Annotated in this window: 13 protein-coding genes; 8 read left to right on the forward strand and 5 right to left on the reverse strand. The window is 52.8% G+C overall.

What is annotated here, in order from left to right; all coding sequences use genetic code 11:
* Window positions 1-30 precede the first annotated feature (30 nt).
* The 7 genes from bcsA (at window position 31) to ACMV8I_RS20395 (ending at window position 11917) form a co-directional block, all read left to right on the forward strand.
* Complete coding sequence (gene bcsA, locus ACMV8I_RS20365; RefSeq protein WP_498867008.1) at window positions 31-2130, forward strand: UDP-forming cellulose synthase catalytic subunit; 2100 nt, start codon at window positions 31-33, stop codon at window positions 2128-2130.
* Window positions 2127-4631: a cellulose biosynthesis cyclic di-GMP-binding regulatory protein BcsB gene (gene bcsB / locus ACMV8I_RS20370; protein WP_498867009.1), complete on the forward strand. Its 2505-nt coding sequence runs from the start codon at window positions 2127-2129 to the stop codon at window positions 4629-4631. Before bcsA ends, bcsB begins: the two co-directional genes overlap by 4 nt.
* Window positions 4632-4710: 79 nt before the next feature.
* Window positions 4711-8754, forward strand: coding sequence for a cellulose biosynthesis protein BcsC (locus ACMV8I_RS20375; protein ID WP_498867010.1), 4044 nt, complete (start codon window positions 4711-4713; stop codon window positions 8752-8754).
* Window positions 8755-8772: 18 nt separating this feature from the next.
* Window positions 8773-9252, forward strand: coding sequence for a cellulose biosynthesis protein BcsD (bcsD, locus tag ACMV8I_RS20380; protein ID WP_498867011.1), 480 nt, complete (start codon window positions 8773-8775; stop codon window positions 9250-9252).
* Between the two features lie 9 nt (window positions 9253-9261).
* Window positions 9262-10281, forward strand: a complete 1020-nt coding sequence (locus ACMV8I_RS20385) for a family 8 glycosyl hydrolase (RefSeq protein ID WP_498867012.1) — start codon at window positions 9262-9264, stop codon at window positions 10279-10281.
* 135 nt (window positions 10282-10416) lie between these two features.
* Window positions 10417-10668 carry a helix-turn-helix domain-containing protein gene (locus ACMV8I_RS20390; protein WP_498867013.1) on the forward strand — a complete coding sequence of 84 codons (252 nt, stop codon included), beginning with the start codon at window positions 10417-10419 and terminating at the stop codon, window positions 10666-10668.
* Window positions 10669-10819: 151 nt separating this feature from the next.
* Window positions 10820-11917 (forward strand): glycosyltransferase family 9 protein, encoded by a 1098-nt coding sequence (locus ACMV8I_RS20395; RefSeq protein ID WP_498867014.1) that lies wholly within the window; start codon window positions 10820-10822, stop codon window positions 11915-11917.
* Between the two features lie 84 nt (window positions 11918-12001).
* On the opposite strand, the gene dppF is transcribed toward ACMV8I_RS20395, so the two are convergent.
* The 5 genes from dppF to dppA all read right to left on the reverse strand — a co-directional run bounded on the left by dppF (window position 12002) and on the right by dppA (window position 17815).
* Window positions 12002-13033, reverse strand: a complete 1032-nt coding sequence (gene dppF / locus ACMV8I_RS20400) for a dipeptide ABC transporter ATP-binding subunit DppF (RefSeq protein WP_498867015.1) — start codon at window positions 13031-13033, stop codon at window positions 12002-12004.
* On the reverse strand, window positions 13023-14048 hold the full coding sequence (gene dppD, locus ACMV8I_RS20405; RefSeq protein WP_498867016.1) for a dipeptide ABC transporter ATP-binding protein: 1026 nt from the start codon (window positions 14046-14048) through the stop codon (window positions 13023-13025). Before dppD ends, dppF begins: the two co-directional genes overlap by 11 nt.
* A 10-nt stretch (window positions 14049-14058) precedes the next feature.
* The gene (gene dppC / locus ACMV8I_RS20410) at window positions 14059-14973 is read right to left on the reverse strand and encodes a dipeptide ABC transporter permease DppC (RefSeq protein ID WP_498867017.1); all 915 of its coding nucleotides are present in this window, start codon (window positions 14971-14973) and stop codon (window positions 14059-14061) included.
* A 9-nt stretch (window positions 14974-14982) separates the two neighbouring features.
* The gene (gene dppB, locus ACMV8I_RS20415) at window positions 14983-16002 is read right to left on the reverse strand and encodes a dipeptide ABC transporter permease DppB (protein ID WP_498867018.1); all 1020 of its coding nucleotides are present in this window, start codon (window positions 16000-16002) and stop codon (window positions 14983-14985) included.
* Between the two features lie 205 nt (window positions 16003-16207).
* A complete protein-coding gene (gene dppA, locus ACMV8I_RS20420; RefSeq protein WP_498867019.1) occupies window positions 16208-17815 on the reverse strand; it encodes a dipeptide ABC transporter periplasmic-binding protein DppA in 1608 nt (535 codons plus the stop codon).
* 945 nt (window positions 17816-18760) lie between these two features.
* On the opposite strand from dppA, the gene ACMV8I_RS20425 reads away from it, so the two are divergent.
* On the forward strand, window positions 18761-20413 hold the full coding sequence (locus tag ACMV8I_RS20425; RefSeq protein ID WP_498867024.1) for a ShlB/FhaC/HecB family hemolysin secretion/activation protein: 1653 nt from the start codon (window positions 18761-18763) through the stop codon (window positions 20411-20413).
* Window positions 20414-20469: the final 56 nt, after the last annotated feature.

The following is a 20469-nucleotide window of genomic DNA, read 5'->3' on the forward strand; positions in this document are numbered from 1 at the left end:
TAGCTCCAGCAGACAGCGATCCTAAATGCGATGAATAAATTCCTATTCTCCCTGCTCGTCCTTCTTTTATTGCCGGTTGCGGCGGTTATAATCATCGCACCGATGGACAGCCAGAAGCAGTATATATTTGGTCTGATCAGTATAGGGTTATTATTTTTACTCGGCATCAGTAAAAGCCGACGTATCAGCGTAGTCATGGTCATTATGTCCGTGATGATGTCGACCCGATATATCTACTGGCGCGCAACTGAAACGCTGCATTTTAATTCCACCATCGAAGCCATCTTAGGGATCGGATTATTCCTCGCTGAGCTGTATGTCTGGATTATTTTATTACTGGGCTATCTGCAAACCACCTGGCCGCTCAAACGCACCATCGAGCCATTACCGGATGACATCAGTTTGTGGCCGACAGTTGATGTCTATATTCCGTCGTATAACGAAAGCCTCGACGTAGTACGAGATACTGTTCTGGCGGCACAGTGCATTGATTATCCGAAAGATAAAATCAAAATTTACGTGCTGGATGACGGTAAGCGTGACGAATTTGCGGTGTTCTCCGCCGATGCTGGCGTGGGTTATATCACTCGCAATAGTAACGCACACGCCAAAGCTGGCAACCTCAACCATGCCATGGGGCTGACGAAAGGCGAGCTGATTTGCGTGTTTGACTGCGACCACGTCGCCACGCGTGCTTTCCTGCAGGCCACGGTCGGCAGTTTCTTGAAAGATCCGCGTCTGGCACTGATTCAGACGCCACACTACTTCTATTCCCCGGACCCGTTCGAACGCAACCTCTCGGTTGGCCGCTCCATGCCCAACGAAGGCGCGCTGTTCTACGGCCCGGTGCAACAGGGCAATGACAACTGGAATGCTACCTTCTTCTGCGGCTCTTGTGCGGTCATTCGCCGCGTTGCGCTGGATGAAGTTGGCGGATTTGCCGTGGAAACCGTCACCGAAGATGCCCACTCGGCGTTGAAAATGCAGCGTCGTGGCTGGAACACCGCCTTCCTGTCGATTCCGCTGGCGGCCGGTCTGGCGACAGAGCGCCTCGGGGTACATGTGGTTCAGCGTACTCGCTGGGCGCGCGGTATGACGCAAATTTTCCGTGTGGATAACCCGCTGCTGGGCCGTGGGCTCACCTGGCAACAGCGCCTGTGCTATCTCAATGCCATGCTGCATTTCCAGTTCGGGCTGCCGCGCGTGGTGTTCCTGACCGCACCGCTCGCCTTCTTACTGTTTAACCTGAACATTATTTCGTCCTCCGCCAGTCTGATCTTTGCCTATGCGCTGCCGCATTTGGTGATGTCGTTGTATATCAACTCCCGCATGAATGGCCGTTTCCGCTATACGTTCTGGGGCGAAATCTATGAGACGGTGTTGGCATTCCACCTGATCCTGCCGACGCTGGTCACCATGCTTGCGCCCAAACGCGGCAAATTTAACGTGACCGACAAAGGCGGCGTGCTGGACTCTGGTTTCTTCGACTTTCACATCGTTAAACCACATTTGATTGTGGCGATTCTGATGGTCATCGGTATTGGCTACGGTGTGGTACGGGTGGTATTCCATAGCTATTTTAACGTGGATCCCAGCGTTATCGCGCTCAACATTGCCTGGGGCACTTTCAGCGTGCTGATCTTACTGGCAGCAATTGCCGTCGCCAAAGAGACCCGCCAGGTACGTAAAACCATCCGTGTTGAAGCAGCTATCCCGGCGATTATTCATTATGCCAATGGCATCTCACTGCGCACTGAAACCATTGATTTGTCGATGGGTGGTGTGCAACTGGTGACGCCGGATGTGCGTTACCTCGATGAAGAGATCGAAGAGGTCGAAATTCAGCTCTCTTCCGGAGCCGAATGCTTCCCGGTCAGCCAGATAAGCGGCAACAAAGAGCGTCTGCGCCTGCAATTTGAAGACTTGCCGCTGGCGAAACGCCGCGAGCTGGTGCGCGTAGTGCTGTGCCGTGCTGATGCCTGGATTGGTGAAGAGCATCAGCAGGACAACCCGTTCCGCTCGCTACTCAGCATCATCCGCTGCGTGTTTGAGTTGTTCTACAACACCTGGAAAGAACGCCGCGGCAAAAATAGTCCCGCTGACACGACTAGCAAGAGTGAAGCAGCATGAATCGACCACGTAACCTTATGATTACTCGCCGTTTGTCTGCTGTGCCAGGCGCATCGCTGCTCAGGAAAATCACCACAGGTCTGCTGCTGACCTTCAGCAGCCTGCCGTTTACCCATGCGGAAGAAACGCCCGCGCCTGACATAGATCAGGCAACCAGCTTCCCTGCCGCGCCGTCGTGGCTACCACCGACACCGCCGATGCCTTCAACGCCTGCACCAACTCAGACGCCGTCGTCAGAATATATGCCTCAGGCCGATACTACCCCGGCCAATAACAGCGATTCAGTCAATACCTCACCGCTGACCAACCCCGCCGTGCAGGTCGCCGATCCTGTTACCGTGCCTGCGCCGGTGATCCCGCTGGTTCAGCCGGTGACCACCAGCATGACTGTCGCAGAAATGGGCCAGCCAAACGGCCTGACCCTCAGCGGTGGTCAGCTGCAATCCGGTATTATCTTCACCCTGCCCGCTGATGAAGTGGTCACCAGCGCCCATCTTTCGCTGGCTCTGAAAATTTCGCCGGCACTGATTGCCCGCGACACCACGCTGGAACTGATGCTTAACGGCCAGCCACTGGGTAGCCTGCCACTTAACCAGACCGGCAACGGTGGTGATGTGTATCAACTGGACATCCCCTCTGCGATGGTGGTATCCAGCAACAACCTGAGCTTCCGCGTACATGACAGCAACACCATGACCTGCGAGAAAGATCAGTCGGACAAGTATTGGGTCACGATTTTGCCCGCCACCAACATTGCTCTGGAAGGTCAGAAGCTGAATATTGGCCGCAATCTGGGCAACTTCCCCCGTCCGTTCTTTGACAGCCTGCAAATGCAGGAATCCAAGATCACCATGGTTTTTTCTGCCGCAATGAAACCTGGAGATGTCAGCGCTGCTGCGATAGTTTCCTCTTATCTCGGCATGTTATCCGATTATCGTGCCATCGACTTCCCAGTCATTCTGAATGATTTACCTGACCAAAACGGTATTCTGTTTGGCAAACCGGGTGACAAAATTGGTTCACTGACGCTGCCGGCCAGTAATGGTGCATCGATTCAAATCATCGATAACCCAATCAACCCGGTGTACAAACTGTTGCTGGTGCTGGGCAATGACGACAACCAACTGCGTCAGGCGGCTTACCGTTTGATCAGCAGTGGAATGCCGAACAATACCGATCATCTGGATGTGGCTCAGCTAAATATCCCTTCGAGCAAACCTTATGATGCACCACGCTGGATCGACACATCGCGCCCGGTGACGCTGGGTGAACTGGCGGGCAAGGACCCGGATTCGTTGATTTCCAACGGAATTTATCACGACAGTATTCAGGTGGCATTCCGTGCAGCGCCAGACTTATTCATGTGGGATGGTCATAACATTCCGGTGCGCATTGATTATCGCTTCCCGACCGAAAACTGGATTGATGAAGACAATTCAAGGCTGAATATTTCCCTCAACAGCAACTTCCTGCGCAGCCTGACCGTCAACAAAGTCGGTCTGTTGGAGAATATCTGGCGCCGCCTCGGCGGTGACAGCCGTCAGGAACGCTACACCATACAGCTGGCACCCTATCTGATTTACGGGGACAACCAGCTGCAGTTCTATTTCGATATCAAGCCGAAAAAAGACGCGCCGTGCAGCATTCTGACCAGCAATAACATCAAAAGCCGTATCGACCCGAAATCCTTTATTGACCTCAGCGGAAGCTACCACTTCGCCCAGTTGCCTAACCTGTCGTATTTCGTTGGTGCCTCGTATCCGTATTCCAAACTGGCTGACTTCTCAGACACCCTGATGTTGCTGCCGCCGGAACCGACTTCCGTTGAAATTCATACGCTACTGAACCTCGCCGCGCGCGCAGGGAAAGCCACCGGCGTGCCGGTAACTCACGTGCAGATTACCTTTGGTCTGAAAGGTGATGAGCAGGGAAATCCGCTGTTCGATCGCGATATTCTGGCAGTCACCACGCTGGGCGATTCTTCTTTCAACCAGCAGTTATTGGCCAATTCTCCGTTCAGCCTCAACGCCAACTCGATGGGTGTGAAAACGCCGACTGAAGTTGAACGCATTGTGGCCTGGCTGACCGGCGACTGGTATCGCCAGCCGGTGGATGCTGACCGCTATCTGTCGTCAACCGCCGCATGGCGCGGCTTTGTGAGTTACCGCTCGCGCTGGTCCAGCGATCACGTGGTCGTAGTGGCAACCGGGACTGACGACCAGCAGTTACTGAAAATTCATAGCGATCTAAAATTGCCGCAAATTAACGCCAACGTGCGTGGCGATCTGGCGATCATTACCGATGAAAACGGCATCCGCAGCTTCTCCGTCGGCCCGCAATTCCCGACCGGACAAATGCCGTGGTACATGATGGTGCTCTGGTACGCCAGCACGCACATCGTGATCCTGTCGCTGATCGCCACTCTGGTGTCGCTGATGATTGGTCTGAGCTTGTTCGTCATCTTGCGTCGGCATGCGGCCAAACGTCTGGGTCAGAAATGAAACGCCTCATATTAAGAAAAATAACAATGAAGGTAGCCTTAACTCCCGGCTATAACCTGGCGATTACCGGAGCTGGAAAATGAAAAAAAACAGACTGTCCCTGGCGGTGATCAAGGCTATTTATCTGATAGGGATCGCGGGAGCAGGCAGTTTTAGCGCCTCCACCTTGGCAGCGGATACGACGAATCCGGCCATGAAGGCCCTGTTCGATCAGGCGGCTTACTGGCATGACCGCGCCCATGACGACCTGGCTAAAGACGCCTTGCAGAAAGTGCTGCTGGCAGAGCCAAACAATGCGCAAGCACTCTATCTGATGTCGCTATATTCGATGCAGAGCGGCGATAAAACGTCGGCAAACCAGTGGCGCGAAAAACTGTCTGCCGCGTCGCCGGACGATCCGCGTTTAACCTCGCTCAACAGCGCCAAAACCCTGCAGTCCATTCCACCGAACCTATTAAACTCAGCCCGGCAGATGGCGGCACAGGGCAACATCAGTGGTTCACTGGCGATCTATCGCACCATTTTTAATGGCAACCAGCCGCTCGATAGTCTGGCCACCGAATATTACCTGACGATGGCCGGCGACAAGACGCTACAACCTCAGGCGATCGAAGGGCTACAGCAGCGCGTGGCACAGCGCCCGGACGATACATCGACGCGACTGGCGCTAGGCAAAGTATTGACCTATCAGGAGTCAACCCGCCGCGACGGTATTAATCTGCTAGCAAGTCTTGCTGCCAGCAACCAGGAAGCTGATCGTGCAATGCGTCAGGCACTGTTGTGGATGGCGCCGAAAGAGAGTGACCGCAATCTTTATCAGGGCTATCAGGCGCGCCATCCGAACGACACCGCCGTGATGGCGTACTTCCAGAAAAATATCGGCGGCGCGGCTAAAGATCAGGGCTTTACCGCACTGAACAGCGGCGACGTCAACAGCGCGAAAGCCAAGTTTGACAGCGTGCTGGCGGGCGATCCGAACGATGTGGATGCGCTGTCCGGACTAGGCTATATTGCGCAGCGCAGCGGTGATTTTGCAGCCGCCTCACAGTACCTCAGCAAAGCCGCGGCACAGGGCGGCCCGAACAGCGCGCAACTGAGTAATCAGGCGCAGGATGCTGCGTTTTACGCGCAGTTGGCAAAAGCCAAAGAGGCTGCCGGTTCCGGTAGCTACGACGCCGCACTGGCAGCCGTCACGCCGCTGGTACAGGTCGGGGGAGAAAAAGGTCAGTCCGCCGGTTTGCTGCGGGCAGACATTCTGCGCCGTAAAGGCGATCTGTCCGGTGCCGAACAGCAATACGGCACACTTGGCGATAACGCCGACGCCCGCGCCGGACTGTTCTATGTGCTGCGTCAGCAGAACAAAACTGCCGAAGCCGATCAGGTTTTGAAAACGTTGCCTGCTGATATTCAAACCAAGATGAATCCGCCAAAAGCGGTAGATATCATTGAGCCATTACGTCGTCAGGCTGCGCAGGCCGTCGCGAATAACGATCCGCAGCGCGCACTGAATTTACTCCAGCAGGCGCAAGAACGTCAGCCGTCCAACGTCTGGGTGAAACTGGACATGGCGCGCATCCTGCAATCGCAAGGACAGACCGCTCAGGCGCAGTCGCTAATGGCAGCGTCAGGCCGGCCGGGCGCGGGTGCGACAGATCTTTACGCCGCCGCGCTGTTTGCCTCGGAAACCAAAAACTGGTCCACCGCCAGCGCCCTGCTGTCGCGCATTCCGCGTAATAGCCAGACCCCGGCAATGCGTGAACTATCCCAACGAGCCAACTTTAATCAGCAAATGGCCTCGGCCGAAGCCTATTTACAACAGGGCAACAGCGCCGCTGCCGCCAATACACTACGGGCACTGGCGCAAGACCCACCGTCCGCACCGGCCGACGTCGGTACGCTGGCGAAGAATCTTGCCGCGACCGGACAGATACCGCTGGCCGTGCAATTAGTGCGTCAGAACATGCAAAAAGGCGTTCAAGGCAATGCCGGTGACTATGCCGATCAGGTTACGGTGCTCAATCAGGCTGGTCTCAGCAATGAGGCCCAGGCCTTCCTGCAAAATCCGCAAATTCAGTCCAGCACCCCGCCGACCGAAATGGCGAATATGCGCAACGGCTTTGTGATCAATCAGGCCGATCAGCTCCGTGAGCAAGGGCAGTACGCTGCCGCCTATGACAAGCTGGTGGTCGCGTTGCAGGCCGATCCGCAAAACCGCGATTTGATGCTGGCGATGGCGCGGCTGTATCAGTCCGGCAAACTCAATAAACAGGCCGGCCAGGTTTATAACTACCTGATGACCAACGACACACCGACGCAGGATGCCCGCATGGGCGCCATCAACATCGCACTGGGTGAAGGTGATAACCAGCGTGCGCAGGAGCTGATGAACGGTCTGAATGGTCCGCGCACGCCAGACCGGCTGTTACTGGCGGCACGCGTTGCCGAAGCACAGGGCGATCACCAACAGGCGCTGGCGTTGTTGCGTTCTGCGAAAGGCAAGATGATCGGTCTGGAAGGTGCAGACGGCTCAACGCAGATCGCCGGATTGCAGCTGACCGACAACCCATTTATCAACCGCTCAACGCAGGGCACCCGCAGCACCACGCAGTCTGTATATGGCACGGTTATGCCGTGGCAGCAGTCGGATCAGATTTCTGCTACCAGCACCGCCCCACTACCGGGTGCAACGCCGACCGCCGTGGTACAGCGAAATGCCACCGAGAAGCAGATCGACGATATGCTCAATACCCTGCAGGAAAAAACCGCGACCTGGGCGCAGGGCGAGATGTCGATTCGTGGTCGTGATGGCGAAAGCGGCCTGAGCCAGTTGACCGAAGCCAAAGCGCCAATGACCTTCGCCTTCGTGCCGTTTGATACGTCGCGTCTGAGCATCGGCGTCACGCCGGTTTCCCTCAGTGCAGGCAGCCCGTCCGGTACGGGAAATACTAGGTTTGGTCAGGGTGCGCTGTCGAGAGGATATTCCTCAGCTGCGGCGGCATACAACGCGGCAACTGGTGCATCCATTACATCTAAAGATGTTCAAACTTACTTATCAGACCCAAGCAATCCAACCACCACGACGATAAATGGGCAGACAGTTTCAACGTTGGATCAGTATCGCAGTCAGTTGAGCACACAATATGCTGACCAATGCTCATCTGTCAGCAGCAACAGTAGTGCAGAAGTTATTGCTAGTTGTAATGCCTTAAATAGCAGCATAGCTAAATTAAACGGCGTCGATCCAACCACCTATCCAGCAACAGAAGCCGGGAATCAAAAGGCTACCGGCGTGGAGCTCAACTTAGCGCTGACCGGCGAAAGCTATAAAGCTGATGTGGGCAGCACCCCGTTGGGCCAGGATCTGAACTCGCTGGTCGGTGGCCTGCAGTGGGCACCGAAACTGACCGACTTCACTACGCTGACCATGACCGCAGAACGTCGCGCGATCACCGACAGTATTCTGTCTTACGTTGGGACCAAAGATACTTACAGCGGAAATAAATGGGGCCAGGTCACCAAAAACGGCGGTGGCGTCAATCTATCCTACGATGACGGCGATGCAGGTTTTTATGCCGGTGCCGGTTATTACAGCTATCTCGGTAATAACGTTGCCAGTAACAAGTCTGTTAATGCTAACGCTGGGTTATACATTCGTCCCTATCGCTATGATGACCGTGAGCTGAAAACCGGGATCAACATCGGCTACATGGACTTCGACAAAAACCTCAGCTACTACAGCTACGGTCAGGGCGGTTACTTTAGCCCGCAGAACTACGTCAGCGTCTCCTTCCCGGTGGAGTACACCCAGAAGTATGACGACTGGGATCTGAAACTCTCCGGCTCGGTGGGTTATCAGTCCTACTCTCAGGATAAGAGCGCGTACTACCCGAACAACCCAGATTTGCAGAAACAGCTGGAAGATTTAGTCACAGCAGGCTTCGGCACTGAAGCCTATTATCAAGGTGGTACAAAAAGCGGGATTGGCTGGAATGCGGGCGTCGGCGGTAATTATCATCTGAACAGGAATATGCAGATTGGCGGTCAGGTTGGCTACGATACTTTCGGTGATTACAACGAAAGCAAAGCGCAGGTCTACTTCCGTTATCTGATGGGCCAAAATTAAACCCGGTGGAATAAAACCATGCAAGAACAGAACTATACCCAGGTCGCGCAGGAATATTACCGCCAGCGTCACACGACGCCGGGCTGGCAAAGTCTGGTACAGGTGTTATTTTCAGGTATTCTGGCCTCCGCCGACGACGAGGATGGCCGCCGTTTTCTGTCGCTGATGGGCGGTAACCTGGCACGTCAGCATACGTTGCCTGTTTGCGCTACGCTCGGCGAACTGGAAGACAACATCAACCAGGTTCTCAGCCGTTTTGACTGGGGAGTGCTCAGGATTGAGGCGACTCAGCAACAGCTGGCACTGGTACACATCGCCTGGCCAGTTTCCCCGCAGGGGCAGGATGATGAACTCTGGCGTATCGCGCTGATCTCCCTGTTTGAGGGGCTGTATGCGGAGTGGTTGCAGACACAGGGCGGACAGCCCTACGTTCCACTTCGCTGGCAAGAAAGCACACCCGAAGGCGCATTCGTCTTCCGCTATCAAAATGGTTTGTAAGGAATTTCTATGTTGGTATTTCGGCGCTACGGCATCGTGCTGTGGTTCAGTCTGGTTTTCTCGTTTTTCACTACCGCTGTAATGGCTCAAGATCAGGCTCAGGGTTGGTCAGCGTATAAAAGTCGCTTCCTGCTGCCGGACGGGCGGATTATCGACACAGCCAATAAAAACGTCAGTCATACCGAAGGACAGGGTTTCAGTATGCTGTTGGCGGTGTTTAATAACGATCAGAAAACGTTCGACCAGCTTTTTCAGTGGGCCAATAACACCCTTTATCGCAAGGATATTGGCCTCTATTCATGGCGTTACGATCCGAATAACAACGTCCATGTCGCCGATAAGAATAATGCCTCCGATGGCGATACGCTGATAGCATGGGCGCTGCTGCTGGCCGGTGAAAAATGGAATGACCCGCGTTACACCCAGGCATCCGAGAAATTGCAGGCGGCGCTGATCAAACACAACGTGATTGATTATGCAGGCTATAAAGTGATGCTGCCGGGCGTGACCGGGTTTAACCAGACCAGCAACGTCACCCTCAATGCGTCCTACTTCATCTTCCCGGCGTGGAAAGCGTTCTATGCACACAGTCATTTGAAAGTGTGGAAAGATCTGGACGAAAGCGGTACTGCGATGCTCAGCAAAATGGCCTTCGGCGAATTCCGCCTGCCGTCTGACTGGGTAGACATGCAGGCCGATGGCACCATGAAACCTGCGAGCCGCTGGCCAACGCGTTTCAGCTATGACGCTGTGCGTATCCCGCTTTACCTCGGCTGGGCGCATCCCGGCAGTCCGCAGCTGGCACCGTTTATTCTGTGGTGGCAAAAGTCGCCACGCACCGCGACACCCGCCTGGATTGACGTCATGACCGGCACCAAAGCGGACTACAACATGTCGCCAGGCCTGCTGGCTGTTCGTGATTTCACCATGGCCAACCGCAGTGCCATCAGCCCGAATCTGGCACCGAAAGATGATTACTACTCGTCGACGCTGCAACTGCTGAGCTGGTGGGCAAGTCAGCAAAGGTAAGAGGCATTGCAATGAAAAGGCCAGTCAGTGAAAGCTGACTGGCCTTTTTGTTGGCGTTAAAATGACAACTCCATTGCATATATACAATTGATAATTAATTAATTTATTGTATATATGCAATTAAAAGGTCAAGCCATGTGGGATAAAGAGCTAAACATTAAACAGGTAGACAACCTTGTTAATGAAATAAAACCTCGACATAGAGTTAAGCGTCCGCAAAAAGGCTGGATACGACTGTTCAGAACCGCGCTGGGAATGAGCACGCGCGTATTGGGTGAAGGGTACGGTTTAAGCCAGTCGCGTATCTCGCTGATCGAAAAAGGAGAAGCCAAGCCAGGGGTGTTATGCCATAAGGCTACTTGCTTTTTTTTTCACGCCACAGGATAATTTCCGCGCAATTTTTAATTTTTTAAACATTGAGCAACGTCAGGGATAAGAATATGTCCGCATGCAGGAAGCAGGCCACAAGAGCAAATAAATTTATTACTCATTCTCTGATATTGATTAAATTACTCATAACGGTATCAAGGATTAATGAATGAAATATTTCGATTTTAGAAAAAAACACCGAAAACTCAAACAAGATATAAGTAAGATTCGAGTTAATTTTTTGAGATTACGTTCATCAATAAGAAAAAATATATCAAAAAAATCCGACCTCACAGGCAAGCTACAACCAAGGGTTCTCATTCTCAGAACCGGTGATGAGATTGGGGATGCTATAATATCTACGGGATTAGCTAAGAAATTACATGATGCAGGATATCAGGTTAATTTTCTTGCAGGTAAATCAATCGTAAATTTATTTACCTATTCTGACTTCATCAATAAAGTCTTTTTATATGACAGGGAAAAATCTCCCCGACAATTAAAAAGAGAAAAATTTGATATTGTCATTGATTTAAATGATATATTAACCTTCCGCAGGATTAATTTAATTTATAATATCAATGCTAATATGACCATTGGATTTAACAAGTCAAAATATCCAATGTATTCATCATCTATTGATTTTATGGATATTGATATTCACATTACGGAGCGGTATAAGAAAGTATTGGATTTACTGGGTATTGATTCCACCGGCTATGAATATTCGCTGGGCGTTAGTGATCATGATGAGAAAGTCATATCAGAAAAGATGGCATCAGACAGTGTTAAATATTTGGTCGCCTTAAATCCACTGACCAGTTCAGAAGATAAAAATCTGTCAAAAAATCAGGTGGAAAAAATAGTTTCGTTCATTAAGGAAAATTATCACGGCATTGGTATTATACTCATGGGGAAATATGAAAAAATATCAAATTTCCAGACCGATGGGAGCCTTATTTTTCCTGAGAGCACCATTAGCTTTGCCGCGGCCATCGTGAAGAAGGCAGATTTAATCATCACGCCCGATACCTCTATTGTTCATCTGTCACGCGTATTTAATAAGAAAATGGTGGCCATTTATAATAATGGCCGGGTCGAAGAGACCGGATTCCTCGCCTATAACATGTGGCTGCCCGGTTATGAAAATTCGACGGTTATTCGTGTGAACACCCCCAACATTAGTGAGTTTGACACCGCAGAAATTATCCAGAAAGTGAAAGAAATTATTCCTGCCGAGCTGCTTAAACTAAAGATGTCAGCGTGATCATACTTCGCCATTGCTAATAAAAAAACCCGGCGTCATTGCCGGGTTTTTGTTTTTAAAACATCAGATGAAAACAGCGATAACTTACCCCTGCTCTGCCTCAACCAGCGACTGGATCTTGCCCATCTCATCCTGATCAACCGCAAAACAGGCCACCAGTTGGTCGCCATATTGTTTCAACTGCGGCTGGAACTGGGTGCAGGTCGTGAAAGCACGACGGCAGCGAGCGTTGAACGCACAACCGGCAGGCGGGTTGAGCGGGCTTGGCAACTCACCGGTCAGCTTGATGCGCTCCCGGCGCTCATCAGGGTTCAGGCGCGGCGTCGCGGAAAGCAGTGCCTGAGTATAAGGATGAAGCGGATTATTGAAAATGACGTCTTTAGGCCCCTTCTCCACGCAGCGACCGAGGTACATCACCATCACTTCATCGGCGATGTGTTCGACCACCGAGAGATCATGGGAGATGAACACATAGGACAGCCCCAGATCCTGCTGCAAGTCCATCATCAGGTTCAGCACCTGCGCGCGTACAGAAACATCGAGTGCCGATACGGGTTCATCGGCAATAACGACGTCCGGGTCGAGCATCAGGCCACGAGCAATGGCAATACGCTGGCGCTGACCACCGGAAAACATATGCGGGTAGCGATCGTAATGCTCGGTTTTCAGGCCAACTTTCGCCATCATCTCCAGCGCTTTTTCACGACGCTCTTGACTGGTCAGCTTGGTGTTGATCAGCAACGGTTCTTCGAGGATCTGGCCAACTTTCTTACGCGGGTTCAGCGATCCGTAAGGATTCTGAAACACGATCTGGATCTTCTGACGACGCAGCTTTTCAGCCGTGGCGTCAGGCTTGAGCAGATCCTGCCCGCGGTAATAGAGTTCGCCGCCGGTCGGAATTTCAATCATGGTCAACAGGCGACCCAGGGTCGATTTACCACAGCCGGACTCGCCAACCACGGCCAGCGTTTTGCCGCGTTCGAGGTCAAAAGAGACACCGTCGAGGGCTTTCACGGTGCGTTCCGGCGCAAAGAACCCCTTTTTCACCGGGTAATGTTTCTTCAGGTCAATCGCCTGCAACAGAGGCGCTGACTGGGTGGGGTTTTCATGATTCATAGGTAGGTCTCCCGGCATCATCCAGCGGATAATGGCACTTCGACTGACGCCCGTCGGCAAGGTTATGCAGCGCCGGTTCTTCTTTACGGCAGAGATCCGTTGCATACGGGCAGCGCGGATTCAGCAGACAACCGTTCGGACGGTCATATTTGCCCGGCACCACACCCGGCAATGACTGTAGACGCGCTTTATCGGCGGCGAATTCCGGTAAGGAACGCAGCATCGCCTGAGTATAAGGATGGCGTGGCGCACGGAAAATCTCCGTGGCTTTGGCCGACTCAACCACCTGACCGGCGTACATCACGATGATGTGCTGTGCCGCTTCCGCCACCAGCGCCAGGTCATGCGTGATCAGCATCAGCGCCATGTTCTCTTTTTGCTGCAACTCCAGCAGCAACTCAATGATCTGCGCCTGAATGGTCACGTCGAGCGCGGTGGTTGGCTCATCGGCGATCAGCAGCTTTGGCCGGCAGGCGATCGCCATGGCGATCATTACGCGCTGACTCATCCCACCGGAAAGCTGGTGCGGATAGACGTCGAGACGCGAAGCCGGGTCAGGAATACCCACCAGATTGAGCAAATCAATGGTGCGCTGACGACGGGTCTTTTTGTTGCCGCCCTGATGCACCTTGATGGCTTCCATAATCTGGAAACCCACGGTGTAGCACGGGTTGAGGCTGGTCATCGGGTCCTGGAAGATCATCGCGACCTCGGCGCCCACAATCTGGCGGCGCTCTTTTTCGCTCATTCCCTGCAGGTCACGGCCACCAAACTCCAGCGTCTCGGCCATTACTTTGCCGGGGAAGTCGATCAGCCCCATCAGCGCCAGCGAACTGACCGATTTACCTGAGCCGGACTCACCGACAATGCCGATCACTTCGCCCTGCTTCACGCTATAACTGATACGGTCAACGGCGCGGAACGGTGTGCCTTCATCGCCGAAATGCACGGAAAGCTTATCGACGGTCAGCAGCGTTTTGCCGACCGGTATATCTTTAATCAATGTGGTTTCCATCTCTCGTCCCTTACTGCTTGAGTTTAGGGTCAAGGGCGTCGCGCAGACCGTCACCCATCAGGTTAAATGCCAGTACCGTCAACAGGATCACCACGCCAGGGAAGGTCACAACCCACCATGCGCTTTGGGCAAACTGCAATACGTCGGACAGCATAGTGCCCCACTCAGGCGTAGGCGGTTGTGCGCCCATGCCGAGGAAGCCGAGAGCCGCCATATCCAAAATGGCGTTGGAAAAACCGAGCGACGCCTGCACGATCAGCGGCGCTAAGCAGTTCGGTAAAATATTGATAAACATTTGACGGGCCGCACCTGCACCAGCGACGCGCGACGCGGTGACGTAGTCACGGTTCACTTCCACCAACACCGCCGCACGCGTTAAACGCACATAGTGTGGCAAAGCGACGAAGGTCAGGGCCAGCGAGGCATTGACTATCGACGGACCGAAAATCGCCACCAGCACCAGCGCCAGCAGCAGGCTTGGCAATGCCAGCATGATGTCGACGATGCGCATGATCGCAGCATCAATTACGCCGCCGTAGTAACCGGCAAACAGACCGAAAACCACGCCGAGGATCAGCGACAGCACCACCACCAGGCAGCCGACCAGCAAGGAGAGACGCGCGCCGTACATCAGTCGACTGAGAATATCGCGGCCGACGTCATCGGTGCCTAACAGGAATTTCCAGCTGCCGCCCTGCATCCAGACAGGTGGACGCAGCAGTGCGTCGCGGAACTGTTCGGCCGGGGCGTGTGGCGCAATCACGTTGGCGCCAATCGCGAGCACCAGCATGATAATGATGAAAACCAGACCGGTAACGGCCCCTTTATTGCGCTTAAAGTAGTGCCAGAATTCGCGCAGCGGCGGCATCGGCGTTGGCGCAGCCGTCACTATTTCATTAGCGACGGGCTCTGTAACGTGTGACATGTGCGCCCCTTATTTCCTGTGGCGAATACGCGGGTTGACCACACCGTAGAGCACGTCTACCAGCAGGTTAACCACGATAATCATGATAGCGACCAGCAATACGCCGCCCTGCACGACCGGATAGTCGCGGCGTTGTAGTGCGTCGATAAGCCAGCGGCCGAGGCCCGGCCAGGAGAAGATGGTTTCCGTCAGGATCGCGCCCCCCAACAGCGTACCCACCTGCAGACCAATAATCGTCACCACCGGCAGCAGCGCGTTACGCAGTGCGTGGACGACAATCACCCGCATGCGGCTAAGGCCCTTGGCGCGCGCGGTACGGATATAGTCTTCACCCAGCACTTCCAGCATGGAGGAGCGGGTCATACGCACGATAACGGCCAGAGGAATAGTGCCGAGCACCAGAGCAGGCAAAATCATGTGCATTACGGCATCTTTGAAGTCGCCCGGCTCGCCCCAGATCAGCGAATCGATCAGCATAAAGCCGGTCAGTGGCATGCTGTCATCAAGGAACACTGTATCGCTTATTCGCCCCGATACGGGCGTGAGATTAAGCTGCACCGAGACCAACATGACCAGCATGATGCCCCACCAAAATATCGGCATCGAATAGCCGGTCAGCGAGATGCCCACCGCGGTGTGGTCGAAGATGGATCCGCGTTTAACCGCCGCCAGTACTCCCACAGGAATACCGACGATCACCGCGAAAATCATGGCGCAGATGCCTAGCTCCAGCGTGGCTTTAAAGCGCGGCACAAACTCTTGCCAGACCGGAATACGGCTTTTTAACGACACGCCTAAATCACCGTGCAGCACGCCGTTCACATAGTGGAAATACTGTTGATAGAGAGGCTTGTCCAGCCCCATTTCTGCCATCAACTGAGCGTGGCGCTCAGCAGAAACACCGCGTTCTCCGGCCATGATGGTCACCGGGTCGCCTGGGATCATATGCACGAATGCAAAAGTCAGCAAAGTTATGCCGATAAACGTTGGGATAACTAAACCCAAACGTCGGAGTATGAACTGAAACATATCCCGTACTCTCTGTATAAAATGCCCGGAAAACCGTAGCTCGCCGGGCTTATTGATAGCTCACAAAACTATATACCGCTGAACTAAAAGACGTAGTGAGCGCTCAGCGAGCAAGGCGGAGGAGCGCAGCAATTGAGGCATACCATCAGGCAGGCGAAAATTGCGAGCACCGCACAACACAGCTCCCTGTGCGCTCAGTAGTCGATCACTCCATGCTGACGTTTTCGAAGTGATGTTTGCCTAGCGGGTCGACGACATAGCCTTTAACTTCTTTACGCACTGGCTCATACACGGTGGAGTGAGCGATGATCAGCGCAGGTGCCTGGTCATGCATCACTACCTGAGCTTGTTGGTACAGCGCAGCACGTTTGGCGTGATCGGATTCGGCACGGGCTGGCTGAATCAGATCTTCAAACGGCTTGTAGCACCAGCGTGAATAGTTAGAGCCATCTTTTGCCGCCGCACAGCTGAACAGGGTGGCGAAGAAGTTGTCCGGATCCCCATTGTCCCCGGTCCAGCCCATCATGACAGACTGATGCTCACCGGCTTTGGCACGTTTCAGGTACTCGCCCCACTCGTAGGTCACGATGTTGGCTTTAACGCCGATTTTCGCCCAGTCAGACTGAATCATCTCAGCCATGCGACGTGCGTTCGGGTTGTACGGACGCTGAACTGGCATTGCCCACAGATCGATAGTGAAACCATCGGCATGACCGGCTTCTTTCAGCAATTCTTTAGCTTTGGCCGGATCATACGGGTAATCCACCACGTCTTTATTGTAGCCCCACATGGTAGGTGGGATCAGGTTTTTAGCCGACTGGCCAGCACCCTGATAAACCGCTTCGATGATGGCCTGTTTGTTCACAGCCATAGTCAGTGCCTGACGCACTTTCACTTCATCCAGCGGTTTCTTCTCAACGTTGAAGGACAGATAACCCACGTTCAGACCTGGCTGTTGCATCAGGTTGATGGTTTTGTCTTTCTTCATTGCTGCAATGTCAGCCGGGTTCGGGTAAGGCATCACCTGACACTCATTTTTCTGCAATTTCGCATAACGGATAGACGCGTCAGGCGTGATGGAGAAAACTAAACGGTCGATTTTCGGCTTGGTGCCCCAATAGCCCGTGAACGCTTTGTACAGAATGCGCGAGTCTTTCTGATATTGCAGCAGCTGGAATGGACCTGTACCGATTGGATTTAAATCCACTTTCTCCGGCGTGCCCGCTTTCAGCATGTTGGCCGCGTACTCACCCGAGAGGATTGAGGCAAAATCCATACCAAGGTCGGCAAGGAATGGGGCTTCCGGGCGGTTCAGGACGAACTGAACGGTATTGTCATCAACTTTGACGATCTTGCTAATCAAGTCGCCCATGCCCATGCCTTCGAAGTATTCGTAGCTGCCGCCAGAAACACCGTGGTATGGGTTGTTTTTGTCTAACTGGCGCTCAAACGAGTACACCACGTCATCGGCGTTGAAATCACGGGTCGGTTTGAAGTCTTTGCTATCCTGCCATTTCACACCTTTGCGCAGATGGAAGGTATAGGTTTTGCCGTCAGCAGAGATGTCCCACTTTTCAGCCAGACCTGGCACCAGTTCAGTGGTACCGATTTTGAACTCAACCAGACGGTTATAAATTGGCACGGAGCTGGCGTCGTAAGTGGTACCCGAAGTGAATAACTGCGGGTTGAAGCCTTCAGGAGAGCCTTCAGAACAATAAACTAACGTCTTTGCCTGCACGCTGGCCGCCACGGTCAGCGCAATCAGGCCAATACCGAATTTCAGTATCCCCGCTTTGCTCAAGGAAATTGTCATCGCTTTTGCTCCATTTATTAATGGTGATGTGGATGTGTGTGTGGTGTTTGCAGCTCACGCCACCCTTTAGTTTTTATTGACGGGTAGCTGTGTTGCCCAATTCGCTGCGGAAAGTTTTCTCAGAAAAGGGAGGAACGCCTCGGAAGCGCTTTTTTCAGGTGAATTCCGTAAATTTATCGTTACGGGTAATCATCCGAAAAATCTTCTGGTCTGACTTCGGGCTATCAATTTGGCAACTCTGAAGGATGACGTCAATATAACCAACAGGCATTTACAAAGACTGTGAGTAACAGCAAACAAACATAAAAAAACACTATCTTTAACAACTGCAGCATGAATGTTCAGCTTATAGAGACTAAGTCAACACATTCAGCTTTGTTATGGGTTACTTTCAGATAATTTGCTCATTTAAAATCCACAAAAATTAATTGCAAAATGATGAATATATAAACGGTTATTTCTCATAACAGGGTCAAAAGCAGCGGAAAATGCTGGAGAGTCAACCGAAATGGATCATGCAAGGGCTACCGTTTTGGCCTTTTTGAGGTGTATAAGCGCGCTAAAATAGGGCTCTCGCACCACCATGATGCATAAGCGCGATCGCCACCCCATAAGGGCCCACGCGTCATGCAAGTTCAGCCTTCTTAAACCCTCGTTGTCGCAGGTCATTGCCAATATTCCTTTCTATCAAGTATTATCCGAAACGAGCACTTTTTGCCCAGTAAGATAAAAAGCATCATTTTGATGCCTCTCTGACAAGGGCTGTTTGATGACGGCAATGGATTTGTCTCGTCATCAATACCCCTCCACGCACGCAGTGCTGATGGGTATTGACTATTTTATACTGATTTGAATTTACTAAAGGTTACAGGGATGAACCGTAATAACGACCACTGTCTGGCGCTGTGTTTCAAGACCAGCCTCTTCTGCTTTGCCATACAACCTATGGCCCCCGTTTTAGCCAATATGCTTGTGTCGTCTTTGTCGCAGAGCGCGGCGACCATTGATGCCCAGGAGCAAATCCGGCAGCAGGAGCGTGAGCGGGCCTTACAGCAACAGAATACCCCGCAAAACGATATTCGGATCGCGCGACCCGGCATCTCGTTGCCTGATTACCCCGCTAATGAATCCCCATGCTTTACGATCAATACCTTTACATTAACCGGTGATTCAGCCAGCCGTTTCCAATGGGCGCTCGACGCGGTGAAAGAGGCAAAAGGTCGTTGTCTGGGCTCACAAGGGATCCTGCTGACCATCAATAAAGTCCAGAATGCCATTCTGGAAAAAGGCTATGTCACCACGCGCGTCATGGCACAGGAGCAGGATCTCACCCAAGGGATTTTTACCTTGATAATGCAGCCCGGCCGCATAGAGCAGATCCGTTTTGTCGACTCTGTCTCTTACCGCGCAAGATTGTGGAATGCCCTTCCTGCCAAATCAGGAGACATTCTTAATCTGCGCGATATCGAACAAGCACTGGAGAACTTTAAACGCGTCTCTAACGTTGATGCCGACATCAAAATTGTGCCCGGTCAGCAAGAGGCAACCAGCGATCTGCTGATCGCCTGGAAAGAGAGCCGCCCCATTCATCTCAGCCTCGGGTTAGATGATAGTGGGGCCGACAGCACTGGCAAATATCAGGGGTCAACCACCCTGGCCATTAATGCGCCTTTTGCTCAGAACGATCTTTTCTATGCCAACCTGGGCAGAAGCCTCTTTCGCGATGGGCCCTATGACAGCCGCTCGAATACCGTTAACTACAGCATTCCCGTCGGTTACTGGGGTTTTTCAGCCAATTACAACGACTATAATTATCATCAGAATATCGCTAATGCCAACGAGACCCTCACTTACAGCGGCAAAAGCGAAAATGCACAATTCACCGTTTCCCGCTTGTTGTTTCGTAATCAGGCACACAAAACCACCCTCAATATTCGCGCCTATCGCCGCCACTCAACTAATGCAGTCAATGGGATTGAGATTGAACAGCAGCAGCGCCGCACGGCTGGCTGGGAACTGGGGCTTAATCAACACAGCTATCTGGGTAATAACACACTGGATGCCAACCTTAACTGGCGCCGGGGAACCGGAGCATTTGGGGCCATGCCTGCACCCGAAGAGGCCTATAACGGTGGCACATCTCGCCCCAGTATGTTGATGGGAGATATCAGCCTGAACGTGCCTTTCCCAGGGTTCAACCAAGACTGGCGCTATAACACCAGCCTGCGCGGACAGTGGAGCAATAAGCCGCTCACCCCACAAGATCGCCTGGCGATGGGCGGGCGCTACACCGTACGAGGTTTTGATGGTGAACAGAGTTTATCCGGTGAAAAGGGTCTGATCTGGCGTAACGAACTGGCCTGGAATATGTTTGCACGTGGTCATGAACTCTACTGGGCAGCCGACTATGGTCGCGTAGAAGGGCCGGGAACCCGTTATCTGGTAGGGAAGCAACTAGCAGGCAACGCAATAGGTCTGCGCGGGGCATTATGGCAGCGCCTGAGCTATGACTTGTTTGCTGGCGTCCCGCTCTACAAGCCGGAAAATTTCCATACCTCTGGCGTCACTACCGGTTTTAGCATCAATCTGCAAATCTAGCGGTAAATGCAAAAGAGAACAGGCAGCCCTTTGGGCTAAAGGGATCAACTTCTAAC

This window comes from Ewingella sp. S1.OA.A_B6, from assembly GCF_049889095.1.
Lineage (GTDB): Bacteria > Pseudomonadota > Gammaproteobacteria > Enterobacterales > Enterobacteriaceae > Ewingella.